Source organism: Pleomorphomonas oryzae DSM 16300 (assembly GCF_000422965.1).
Lineage (GTDB): Bacteria > Pseudomonadota > Alphaproteobacteria > Rhizobiales > Pleomorphomonadaceae > Pleomorphomonas > Pleomorphomonas oryzae.
Map to the genome: position 1 here is coordinate 274,484 of NZ_AUHB01000004.1, position 11,736 is coordinate 286,219.

General features: G+C 64.6%; 8 protein-coding genes. 5 read left to right on the forward strand and 3 right to left on the reverse strand.

Annotated features, from left to right (window positions below):
- Positions 1–89 precede the first annotated feature (89 nt).
- From G522_RS26210 to G522_RS0108995, 4 genes are all read left to right on the forward strand, one after another.
- Entirely contained in the window at positions 90–2,516 is a 2,427-nt protein-coding gene (locus G522_RS26210) for a TIGR02302 family protein (RefSeq protein ID WP_084633088.1), read from the forward strand.
- Positions 2,517–2,931: 415 nt separating this feature from the next.
- Positions 2,932–3,681, forward strand: a complete 750-nt coding sequence (locus tag G522_RS0108985) for an electron transfer flavoprotein subunit beta/FixA family protein (protein WP_026790754.1) — start codon at positions 2,932–2,934, stop codon at positions 3,679–3,681.
- A gap of 15 nt (positions 3,682–3,696) precedes the next feature.
- Entirely contained in the window at positions 3,697–4,635 is a 939-nt protein-coding gene (locus G522_RS0108990; RefSeq protein ID WP_026790755.1) for an electron transfer flavoprotein subunit alpha/FixB family protein, read from the forward strand.
- Positions 4,636–4,708: 73 nt separating this feature from the next.
- Positions 4,709–5,587 carry a 3-hydroxybutyryl-CoA dehydrogenase gene (locus tag G522_RS0108995; RefSeq protein WP_026790756.1) on the forward strand — a complete coding sequence of 293 codons (879 nt, stop codon included), beginning with the start codon at positions 4,709–4,711 and terminating at the stop codon, positions 5,585–5,587.
- Positions 5,588–5,682: 95 nt separating this feature from the next.
- Here the strand turns inward: G522_RS0108995 and G522_RS0109000 are convergent, their stop codons facing one another.
- The 3 genes from G522_RS0109000 to G522_RS0109010 form a co-directional block, all read right to left on the reverse strand.
- Positions 5,683–8,166 (reverse strand): beta-mannosidase, encoded by a 2,484-nt coding sequence (locus tag G522_RS0109000; protein WP_026790757.1) that lies wholly within the window; start codon positions 8,164–8,166, stop codon positions 5,683–5,685.
- Positions 8,167–8,345: 179 nt separating this feature from the next.
- Complete coding sequence (locus G522_RS26215; protein ID WP_051228469.1) at positions 8,346–9,368, reverse strand: LacI family DNA-binding transcriptional regulator; 1,023 nt, start codon at positions 9,366–9,368, stop codon at positions 8,346–8,348.
- 170 nt (positions 9,369–9,538) lie between these two features.
- On the reverse strand, positions 9,539–10,465 hold the full coding sequence (locus G522_RS0109010; RefSeq protein ID WP_026790758.1) for an SMP-30/gluconolactonase/LRE family protein: 927 nt from the start codon (positions 10,463–10,465) through the stop codon (positions 9,539–9,541).
- Between the two features lie 145 nt (positions 10,466–10,610).
- On the opposite strand from G522_RS0109010, the gene G522_RS0109015 reads away from it, so the two are divergent.
- Positions 10,611–11,570 carry a 2-hydroxyacid dehydrogenase gene (locus G522_RS0109015; RefSeq protein ID WP_026790759.1) on the forward strand — a complete coding sequence of 320 codons (960 nt, stop codon included), beginning with the start codon at positions 10,611–10,613 and terminating at the stop codon, positions 11,568–11,570.
- The last annotated feature ends 166 nt before the right edge of the window (positions 11,571–11,736 follow it).

Consider the following 11,736-nt stretch of genomic DNA (forward strand, 5'->3'; position numbering starts at 1 on the left):
GAATGCGGCGACGCTCTTATCTTCGACCCATTTCCCCCCTAAAGTGATCGGAACGACACAGGCACCGTTATCGCCGAGGGAAAGGCTCAATGACAGAGGGACCACACCGGCCTGAAGATCGGGGAGATGATTTGCCGATCGTCACCGCGCGCGCTGTGATGCTGTCCGGTCTGTCGCTCGCCTGGGAGCGTCTGTGGCCGCGTCTTGCATTGGTGCTCTCGACAGCTGGCGCCTTTCTGTCGCTCGCCTGGCTCGGCATTTTCGAGCGCCTATCGGCTGTCCTTCGGCTCACGGCCACCGGCCTGTTCGCGGCTGGCTTCCTGGCGGCGATCATCTATCTCCTCAGAACGCCCTGGCCCAACCGGCGGCAGGCGGCCGAGCGGCTCGAACTCGGTGTACCGCACCGCCCCCTCAGCGCCTTTCTCGATCGCCCGGCCACCGCCGGCGACACCCTTGGCGACGCACTCTGGCGGGCGCACCGCCGCCGCCTCGCGGTGAGTCTGGCCACGCTGAAGCCGGCCCTGCCGTCCCCACGGCTCGACCGCGCCGACCCACATGCCCTGCGCGCGGCGGTGTTCCTGCTGGTCATCGTCGGCTTCTTCGCCACTTCCGACCATATCGGGCCGGTTACCGCCGTGTTCCGGCTTCCAACCGTCGCGCCGTCCGACATTCGGGTCGATGTCTGGGCAAATCCGCCGCCTTACACCGGTCTTACGCCACGCGCCTTGGTGACAACAGCCAATGGCGCGGTGCTTCCAGCGACCAGCCAAGCGGCGGTCACGTTGCCGGCCGGAACGACGCTTGCCATACGGCTCGCCGGCGTCGATTCACCGGCGGTCGCTTTCGCCGCCGACGGAAAACCGCCGGTCGCTCTGGACGGCCGGGCACCGGCGCAGGGCCAGACAGCCTACGAACACCGTCTCACCGCCTCCGGCCAGTTGACGCTGTCCGGCAGCGGTTTGTCGACGATCGAACTGCCGATCACCGTCCGGGTCGATGCGCCACCGATCATTCGCCTGGTCGAGCAGCCCGCTGCAACGGCGCGTGGTGCCCTCCGCCTCGCCTATGCAATGAGCGACGACTACCGGGTAGCCGCCGCGCGCGCCACCCTGTCGCCTGAGAGTCCCGATGGCGCGCGGCCCCTCGTTGCTCTGCCCGACTTGGCGTTGACCTTGCCGCGCCGGGGCGAGGAGCGCGCCACGACCACCTCCGACCTTACCACTCACCCGCTGGCCGGCGGCCGGGTCCGCCTCGTTCTCGAAGCTCGCGATGATGCCGGCCATGTCACCGAGACGCCGCCGCTGCTGATCGACCTGCCGGCCCGCCCTTTCCATAATCCGCTTGCCGCCGCCATCGTCGAGCAACGCAGATTGCTGGCCTCCGATGCCAGCAAGGCGAAGACGGTCGCCGCCACCTTTGAGACCTTGGGCGATCTTGGCGCCGCCTTCATCGACAAGCCGGGAGAGATCATTGGCCTGCGTGTCGCCCGCAACACCATTCTTGCAGCCCGCGACGATGCCGAACTCAAACCGGTGCTCGACTATCTCTGGCAGATGGCGCTGGCCATCGAAGCCGGTGATCTCGCACCTGCGGCGGAGCGGCTCGCCGCCGCCCGCGATGCCCTGAAGAAGGCGCTGGCCGACGGCGCCTCGCCCGAGGAGATCGCCCGTCTAAGCGAGGAGCTGAAAGCCGCCCTTGATGAATACCTGAAGGGAATGGCCGCCGCTGCGGCCAGCGATCCCTCCCGCCTCGGCGATCTCGGCCAAAAGGGCGGCGAGCGGATTACCGGCGACGACCTCAAAAAGCTCGTCGATCGCATGCGTGAGCTTGGCCAGCTCGGCGAACGCGACGCTGCCAATGAGCTGCTGTCGCAGCTCGACGATATCCTGTCCGGTCTGCAGTTCGCCCAGCCGCAGGCCGGCAGCGCGAGTAACCCGACGCTCGACGCGCTGGCCGATATCATTCGCCGGCAGCAGGAGTTGCAGAACCGGACCCACAAATTATCGCCCGACGGCTATACCGGCGAGGAGTTCGGCGATCAGAGCGGCGATCAGCAGGCACTGAACGACCTCCAGCGTCAGCAGTCCGAGCTGTCGCGTCGCCTTGAGGAGCTGATGTCCGGCCTTTCCAAACAGGGCGGCGGAGAAGAGGGAAAAGACGGTCTCGAAGGCGCTGGCCGTGCCATGCAGGAGGCCGGGCGCAACCTCGGCGCTGGCGACACCGAATCGGCAGTCGGCAACCAGGGGACCGCCCTTGAAGCCCTGAGGCGTGGCGCCCGTGAGATGATGCGCGGCCAGGGACAGGGCACCGCCGGCGTGCGCGAGGGTGGGACCGATCCGCTTGGCCGGCCGACTGGCCGGCGCGGCCCCGACTTTGGCGGCGATACCAAGGTGCCTGGCGAAATCGAAGTCCAGCGCGCGCGCCGGCTTCTCGAGGAGCTGCGCCGCCGCTATGCCGATCCCGGCCGGCCGGCGCTTGAACTCGACTATCTCCGCCGGCTGATCGCCCCCTTCTGACCAATCTCCCGGGGGCGCACACGCGGAACGCCCCCGAAGCCGCGCAAGCGGCTTCCGGCGCCAAGCGGCGCCCGCGCGGAGCGCGAAAGCCAAGGGCTGGAAGCCCACCGGCGACTGAGGCAGGAAAACCACTTCCGGCGCCAAGCGGCGCCCGCGCGGAGCGCGAAAGCCAAGGGCTGGAAGCCCGCCGGCGACTGAGGAAAGAAAACCACTTCCGGCGCCAAGCGGCGCCGGTGCGGAGCGCGAAAGCCAAAGCGGCGGAGCCACCGCCGGCGACTGAGGCGGCCCAAAAAAGCCAGCTTGGCCTGCCGTTGACGACGGCGCACGCGGTCGCTACGGTCACGCCTCGCGCTCGAAATTGGCCCGTTACGGGCCGTTTCGACCGTCGTCCCATTGGTCCGGAGAGATGGTCCCGATGAAGATTCTCGTGCCCGTGAAACGGGTGGTCGACTACAACGTCAACATCCGAGTCAAGGCCGACGGTTCCGGCGTCGATCTGGCCAACGTCAAGATGTCGATGAACCCATTCGACGAGATCGCCGTCGAGGAAGCTCTGCGGCTGCGCGAGGCGGGTGTCGCCACCGAAGTGGTCGCCGTGTCGATCGGCCCTAAGGAATCGCAGGAGACGGTACGCACCGCGCTCGCCATGGGCGCCGACCGCGGCATCGTTCTTGAGGCGGACGGCATTATCGAGCCGCTCGCCGTCGCCAAGCTTCTGAAGGCGATCGTCGCCGAGGAAGCGCCCGGCCTGGTCATTCTCGGCAAGCAGGCCATCGATGACGACAGCAACCAGACCGGCCAGATGCTGGCTGCTCTGCTCGGCTGGCCGCAGGGTACATTCGCCTCCAAACTCGTTCTCGGCGATGGTGGCATCGAAGTGACGCGTGAAGTCGACGGCGGTCTCCAGACGGTACGCCTCGCGCTTCCAGCGATCATCACCGCCGATCTCCGCCTCAACGAGCCGCGCTACGCCTCGCTGCCGAACATCATGAAAGCCAAGAAGAAGCCGATCGATCTGAGGTCGGCTAGCCAATATGGCGTCGATCTCACCCCCCGTCTGACGGTGCTGAAGACCGCGGAGCCACCGGTTCGGCCGGCTGGCCGTCGCCTCGCCTCGGTCGCCGAACTGGTCGACCGCCTGAAGACCGAAGCCGGCGTGCTCTGAGAAAGGCTTGGGAATATGACCACTCTTCTCCTCGCTGCCCACGACGGGGCCTCGATCAAGGACGCCACCCTGAAGGCGCTGACCGCGGCGCTGGCCTTCGGCGACGATATCCATGTACTGGTGGCCGGTGATGGCGTCGCCGGCGCGGCCACCGAGGCGGCCAAGCTCAAGGGCGTCGGCCGCGTGTTGACCGCCGAAACGCCGGCGCTCGGCCATGGCCTCGCCGAACCGCTCGCAGCCCTTATCGTCGCGCTCGCTCCGGCCTATTCGGCCGTGCTGGCACCCTCGACATCGACCTTCAAGAATGCCCTACCACGCGCCGCCGCCCTGCTCGACGTGATGCAGATCTCCGATATCACCGCCGTGCTGGCGCCCGATACCTTCGAGCGGCCGACCTACGCCGGCAATGCGCTCCTCACCGTGCGCTCCGCCGACCCGATCCGCCTCATCACCGTCCGCACCGCTTCCTTCCGGGCAACGCCCGCCGAGGATCGCGCGCCGGCCCCGATCGAAACGGTGGCCGTTCCTGCCGACCCCGGCCTTTCGACCTTCGTGGGCGATGCCTTCTCGACCGCCGACCGGCCCGAGCTGACCTCGGCGCGGGTGGTGGTGTCGGGCGGCCGGGCACTTGGCTCGGAAGAGCAGTTCAAGGCGGTTCTGCTGCCGCTGGCCGACCGGCTCGGTGCGGCTGTCGGCGCCAGCCGCGCCGCGGTGGACGCCGGCTACGCCCCCAACGACTGGCAGGTTGGCCAGACCGGCAAGGCCGTGTCGCCGGATCTTTACGTCGCCGTCGGCATTTCCGGTGCCATCCAGCACCTTGCCGGCATGAAGGACGCCAAAGTGATCGTCGCCATCAACAAGGACGCCGAGGCGCCGATCTTCCAGGTGGCCGACTACGGCCTGGTTGGCGACCTGTTCGAACTCGTGCCGGAGCTGACGAAAGCCCTCGGTTGAGCTAGAATGTTCTGATACTTGTCACAAGGGGGCGCCGGGGGTCGGCGCCGCCCCGAGAGGCTCGAGGACTTCAATGGTTGAAATCAGGTCGATCGGCGTCATGGGCGCGGGTCAGATGGGCTCCGGCATCGCGCATGTCTGTGCTCTCGCAGGTCTCGACGTCGGGCTCTACGACATCGCGCGCGATCGGCTGGAGGCTTGCCTCAATGTCGTTTCCGCCAACCTCGGCCGTCAGGTCGCCTCCAAGAAGATCACCGAGGAGCAACGCCGGGAGGCGCTGTCCCGCATCAAGCTCTTTAACGATCTTGAGGGTTTTTCCGACACCGATCTCGTCATCGAAGCAGTGACCGAGAACGAGACTATCAAGCGCAAGGCGCTGTCCCAGCTCTGTCCTGAGCTGAAGCCGGACGCGATGATCGGCACCAACACGTCGTCGGTGTCCATCACTCGCCTCGCCGCGTCGACCGACCGGCCCGAGCGCTTCATCGGCATCCATTTCATGAACCCGGTGCCGGTGATGCAGCTCGTCGAGCTGGTGCGCGGCATCGCCACCGAGGACGAGACCTTCGAGGCAGCACGCGCTTTCGTGGCCAAGCTCGGCAAAACGGTCGCCGTATCCGAGGATTTCCCGGCCTTCATGGTCAACCGCATCCTGCTGCCGATGATCAACGAGGCGATCTACGTGCTCTATGAGGGCGTCGGCACGGTGGATTCCATCGACACCGCCATGCGGCTCGGCGCCAATCATCCGATGGGCCCGTTGCAGCTCGCTGATTTCATTGGCCTCGACACCTGCCTCTCCATCATGCAGGTGCTGCACGACGGCCTCGCCGACAGCAAGTACCGCCCCTGTCCGCTTCTGGTGAAATATGTCGAAGCCGGCTGGCTGGGCCGCAAGACTCAGCGCGGCTTCTACGACTATCGCGGTGCGACGCCGGTGCCGACGCGCTGACGCGAACCCGACACCGGGAAACCGATCAGGCTTGGAAAGCACAAACCCTTGTCCTTCCTTTCGAAGGACAAGGGTTTTCTTTTAAACGCTTCCGGTCACGCTCTGCGAATGACGATTTCGTCCGGCCGATAGCTAGAGTGCAGATCGTGCACCACAAGGCCGTCGACCGGATCGACATCGCCCGACCGCGACGTCCAGATGATTGTGACCGGCTCATCCGGCGTCACCAGGACCGCGTTGTCGGAGAAGACGCCGTAAGGCTCCGCTTCCAGCGACACATAGAAGGCAGGCACTTTGGCGGTGATGGTGAAGCTCCACTCGCCTGCCCCGAGCTTTGTCGCCTCGACTACGAGGCCCGGGTCGCGCAGACGCAGAGCCTTGTGGGGCGAAACGGCATGATGATCGAAATGCTCGCCGGCCGGGTCGCTCCAGGTGAAGGCGAGCACCTCGTCAGGACTGCCATTGGCCGGAATGGAGACCAGCGGAATCGCTCGATCGATCGGCACGGTCTTCATAAACTCCCCGGCCGGGCGACGGGACCCGTCGACCGCCAGCCAGAAGGCTTTGCCCGCCACCACCACTTCGGACGGCGTGTCGTTGATCCCGATGAGATCCACGGTAGAAGTATCCGCCGAAGGGATTGCCACCACGTTGACCGGGGCGAAGAAGTGCTTGGCCATCGAGTGCAGCAGTTTCCAGCGACCGCCATATTCGATCGATGACCAGGAAGCCACCGGATAGGTATCGTTGAGCTGCCAATAGAGCGCGCCCATGCATTCCGGCTTGATCGACCGCCAGAAGTCGATGGCCGTCTTCATGGCAAGGCCCTGTTGAACCTGGCTGAGATAGACGACGTTCTCGAAGTTCTTCGGGAAACGGAAGTAGCGCGAGATGGTCTCGACGATGCGCGCATTGCCGCCGGCGTTCTTCTGATGCAGCTCCATGGACGGCGAGGCGATGTCGAGATCCTCCTCGTCGATATAACGGCGAAGCGTCGACAGCGACACGAAGGACTGGAAGCCGAATTCCGAGGCGAAGCGCGGCCGCACCCCGCGATAGGCCGCGAACGACTTGCCGGCGTGCCAGACGTCCCACATGTGCTGGTCGCCCGAGCCCTCGGCCTTCCAGGCGTCGCCAAAGTCCATCGGCCCCTTCGATGGCGACGACGGCCAGAACAATCGATCGGGATCGGCGCGGTGGGCGGCGAGTTCGATGGTTCGGCTCAGGCGGTCGTAGGCGACGAGATAGCGGTCGCGGTTGGCCCGGGCGATTTCGAACCAGGTCAGGGCGCCGATCACCTCGTTGTCTCCGCAGTACAAGGCGATCGAGGCATGATGGGACAGGCGCCGCACCTGATGCTCGATCTCCTTGTCAACCTCGGCAAGAAAGGCATTGTCGGCCGGATAAAGGGCGCAGGCGAACATCATGTCCTGCCAGATCAGAATGCCCAGCTCGTCGCAGAGATCGTAGAACCAGTCGGGTTCGTACTGGCCGCCGCCCCAGATGCGCAGCATATTCATGCCGACAGCGACCGCGTCTTCCAGAAGCGGCCGTACCGTCTCGGGCGTGATGCGCGACGGCAGAGCGTCGCCAGGAATCCAGTTGGCACCGCGGCAGAACAGATCGAGACCGTTGATACGCACCGTGAGCGGCACGCCGATGGCATCGCGCTTGGTCACCATCTCGAGACGGCGGAGGCCGATGCTCTGATGATGGGTGGTGCCGCCGAAAGTGACGGTCAGGTCGTAGAGTGGCTGGGCGCCCGAGCCGACCGGCCACCACAGGCGAGGATTCTCGACATGCAGCGTGGTCACGGCCACGGTGGTACCGATCGAGAATACCACCTGGAGACTGACCTTCTCGTCGCCCAGCTCCACCGTCAGCAGCTCTTCACCGGCCGCCTTCGCCTGGATTCTGACTTCGACGTCGATATCGACGGCACCGGTCACCGCGTCATGGCGCTGGCGATGCTGGATATAGGCCACGGTCGGCAGATCGGCACGCTCGAGACGAATGGCGCCATAGAGGCCGAAGGGCATCATGGCGATATTCCAGTCCCAGCCGGCGTGGCACTGTACCTTGCGAAGAAGATTGATGTGCGGGCTCGACTGCATCTGCGCGCTATAGGGCTGTTCATAGGGCTGCTTGGCAGCCGCCTCGATCGCCGCGTTGATATTGGACCGGAAGAGGATTTCGATGTCGTTGTCGCCCTCGCGAAGCGCGTCACCAACCTCCACCCGGTGCGGACGGAACATGTTGGCGGCGGTAAGCACCAGCTGGCCGTTGAGCCGTATCTCGGCGACGGTATCGAGGCCGTCGGCATAGATCGCCCACGGGTAGGCGAGCGCATCGGCGTCCATGGTGAAGGTGCGGCGGGCGACCCAGTCGCGCTCGGCCGGCCAGCGCACCACCAGTTCGTTCTCTCCGACGTAAGGGTCGGGAAGTACGCCGGCATCGATCAGCGCCGACAACGCGTCACCAGGTAACACAAACGGCACGGAAATCGATTCATCCGCGGCGTGAAGCGTCCAATTTCCTGCAAGGTCTTTCGCAGACGCGCGATTGACGAGATCGGCCATGGGATATCCCGATGATGCTGGAAGCCGCTGCTCCTCCGGACGAACGTCCCTTCCCCTCGCGGAGCGACACACGCTGAGGAATCGCAATACCATAGCCCGCCCCACCCGGTCGGGCAAACGAAACGATTGCGGGACCAGAAAGATACGCGATCAGGTAGATGAAGGTTCCGCTCCGGGCTTCACCGCCGTGTCGGTACGTGCATTTCGGCGGTTGCGAGCTCTTGCAGGTGTGTAATGTCGGTCTCGCCTTCGAGGCGGCGCAACATCAGCCGCGTCAATCGGCGGCCGGCCTCTTGCAGCGGGAAATAGAAGCTGACCGGCGTCGGCTCGACATATTCGATCAGCCGGGTGGTGGTCGACGCGCAGAAGCCGAAATCCGCCGGATCGAGGCCGATGTCGCGAAGACCCGTCATCATGCCGAGCGAGGTGATGTCGTTGACGCAGATGAAGGCATCGGGCGGGCTTTCCTGCAGCATCAGGTCCTTGACCGAGGCGCGCGTTCGCCGCGCCGTCAGGTCGAGATCGAGGATGAGGCGCGGGTCGATGTCGATGCCCGCCTCGGTCAGCGCCTTGCGATAGCCGCGCAACCGGTATTGCGAGAACATGAATTCGGCCGGCGGATTGATCAGGCAGATGCGGCGGTATCCGCTTGCCAGAAGATGCTGCGACGCCCGGTAAGTGGCATCCTCGTCGTCGATGTCGAACCAGGCATGCGGCGTGAAAAGTTCGGTGCGCCCGAAGGTGACGAACGGAAAGTCACGCTCCAGCAGGAAGCGGACGCGCGGGTCCATCGGCAAGGTATGATCGAAAATCAGCCCATCGGCACGCCGACCGTCGATGATCGTTTTCAGCGCGTCGATCGGATCGGCACCAGGGGCGAGCGGCACGGCAGTGACGGCGTAACCGGCCGCCTGAGCCACCTCATGCACGCCTTGCAGCAGGCCGACCGAGCCGGTGTCGGCGATATCGTCCGGAGGCACTGCCGACATCAGCACGCAGATCGAATAGGAAAGCCCGGTCCTCAGCGTCAGCCCGCCGACGTCGCGGACATAACCCAGTTCCGCCGCCGCCTTCTGAACGCGCTCGATGGTTTCCTTGCGCACCTCCGGCCCGTTGCGGAGAGCTCGACTGACGGTCGTGATCGACAGATCGAGGTGGCGGGCCAGACTTTTCAGATTGAGCCGAGCACGATCATCGCCCACGTTGGGTCAACTCCGGAGACTGTCAATTGTCTTCGATCAATATCGATTTTGATGAGCCTGTCGACAGTTTTGTTGTCCAGTAACGCCGCTCATCGGCTTTGCTACACTCAGAAAACCACAGCGGGTAGGCAGACTTACGTGGTAATGCCTACCAACACGCGCCTGTCGCCTCAAATGGGCCGCGCTTCCACCGACTGCAATCGCCCGTTGGCCGGCGCCGCATTGACATAGACGGCATAGAGCGAAGAGGTAGCTGTGATGTAGAGCCGATTACGCTTGGGACCACCGAAGCAAAGGTTGGATACCGCCTCGGGAATAATGATGAGGCCGAGCAGTGTGCCATCGGCCGCGTAGACCCGGACGCCGTCGCCGCTGGACGTCCAGAGGTTGCCCATCAGATCGAGGCGGAAGCCATCGAAAAATCCCACTTCGGAAACCGCGAATATCCGATCGTCGCCGACCGTTCGTCCATCCGCAGCGACGGTAAAGGCATGGATCGCCGGCGTATCGACGAGCGATGTGTCCGACACGTAGAGGATGCGCTCATCCGGTGAAAAGGCGAGACCGTTGGGACGATCGAGGCCGGTCACCACCGCCGTCGTCTCGCCGGTCCGAGGATCGTGGCGATAGACATTGCAGGTACCGATCTCGCTTTTTGCCGCGTGGCCCTCATAGTCGCTGTCGATGCCGTAGCTCGGGTCGGAGAACCAGATGCTGCCGTCCGCCTTCACCACCACGTCGTTGGGGGAATTGAGGCGCTTGCCGTCGAAGCGATCGACAATCGTTTCCCAGCGGCCATCGAAGCTGAGGCGGGATACGCAACGGTTGCTGTGCTCGCAGGCGACGATGCGGCCGAAGGCGTCGAGCGTATGACCGTTGTGATAACCGCAGGGGCGCTCGAACACCGATATGGCGCCGCTTGTCTCATCGTAGCGCAGCAGACGGTCCTCGGGAATGTCCGACCAGACGACAGCTTTGGCGGCGGGCACACAGACCGGCCCCTCGGTCCAGCGGCCGCCGGTCCACAGCCGTTCAACGACGGCGCTGCCGATGACCAGCGATCCGAATCGATCGTCGAATGTGTCATAGCTGCCCATTCTTTCCCCCCACGCGTCGTCGCCTCGACGGCCTCCGCCATTTCCCGCCTTGCGGAACGGCACTATCTTCATACGAATGAAGAGCGTCAAGGAATGCGCCATCGCGTCCGGCGGCTATATCCTCTCGTCCAAATGGAGTCCGTTTATGTCCGCCACCCGGTCGTCCCGCCCGAAAGTTCTGATGGTGTCGTCCATGCCCGAATGGGACCTTGCGCCGATGCGCGAGGCCTACGACCTCATAGACCTGCCGGCTGACGGCCCGAGCGGCCTTGCCTCGGCTGCCGACATCGCGGCCCTCGTCACCTCCGGAGGCAAGGGGGCCGATGCGGCACTGATCGAGGCGTTGCCGGCGCTGGCGCTGATCACCGTCTATGGCGTCGGCTACGACAAGGTCGACCTCGACGCGGCGTCGCGGTGCAACGTCGCCGTGACCAACACGCCCGACGTGCTGACCAACGACGTTGCCGACATGGCATTGGCCCTGACGCTGGCGCTCTCCCGTCGCATCGTCGACGGCGACACCCTCGTGCGGTCGGGTGCCTGGTCGGAAAAGAGCATGCCGCTGACCGGCAGCATCTCCGGGCGCAAGATCGGCATCGTCGGGCTCGGCCGCATCGGCGAAGCGATCGCCAACCGCTTCGTCGGCTTCGACACGGAAATCGGCTATTGGAACCGCTCTCCGAAGCCACTCTCCTCCTGGCGGGCCTTTCCGACCCCGGCGACCCTTGCCGCCTGGGCCGACATTCTAGTGGTCGCGGTGGCCGGCGGCAACGATACCGTTGGTCTCGTCAATGCCGAAACCATTGTGGCTCTCGGCCGAGACGGTCTTCTGATCAACATCTCCCGCGGCACCACCATCGATGAGGCGGCGTTGATTGCCGCCCTTGAGAGCGGAACCATCGCGGGCGCCGGTCTCGACGTGTTTCTGAATGAGCCGGCCATTGATCGGCGTTTCCTCAGCCTCGGCAACGTGGTGCTGTCACCGCATCAAGGCAGCGCAACCGTTGCGACGCGGCGAGCCATGGGTGAACTGGTACGCGCCAACCTCGCTGCGCATTTCGCCGGAGAGACGTTGCCCACCACGGTTCTTCACCGCCATAGATGAAACCGGCGGCAGTCGCTTCTCCTAACCTGAACATCTACTTACTGTCATTTTTAACTAGGAAAGAAACTGGAGCCGGCTACTCTGTTGTTTGGAAAACTTTAATAGCGCGCCTTTATCCTCTCGCGATACGCAAGGCTGTGTGCGAACCCGACGCCGTTGTCATGGC

Coding starts and splice junctions, on each gene's coding strand:
- G522_RS26210 (WP_084633088.1), top strand. CDS start 90: ATGACAGAGGGACCACACCGGCCTGAAGATCGGGGAGATGATTTGCCG.
- G522_RS0108985 (WP_026790754.1), top strand. CDS start 2,932: ATGAAGATTCTCGTGCCCGTGAAACGGGTGGTCGACTACAACGTCAAC.
- G522_RS0108990 (WP_026790755.1), top strand. CDS start 3,697: ATGACCACTCTTCTCCTCGCTGCCCACGACGGGGCCTCGATCAAGGAC.
- G522_RS0108995 (WP_026790756.1), top strand. CDS start 4,709: ATGGTTGAAATCAGGTCGATCGGCGTCATGGGCGCGGGTCAGATGGGC.
- G522_RS0109000 (WP_026790757.1), bottom strand. CDS start 8,166: ATGGCCGATCTCGTCAATCGCGCGTCTGCGAAAGACCTTGCAGGAAAT.
- G522_RS0109010 (WP_026790758.1), bottom strand. CDS start 10,465: ATGGGCAGCTATGACACATTCGACGATCGATTCGGATCGCTGGTCATC.
- G522_RS0109015 (WP_026790759.1), top strand. CDS start 10,611: ATGTCCGCCACCCGGTCGTCCCGCCCGAAAGTTCTGATGGTGTCGTCC.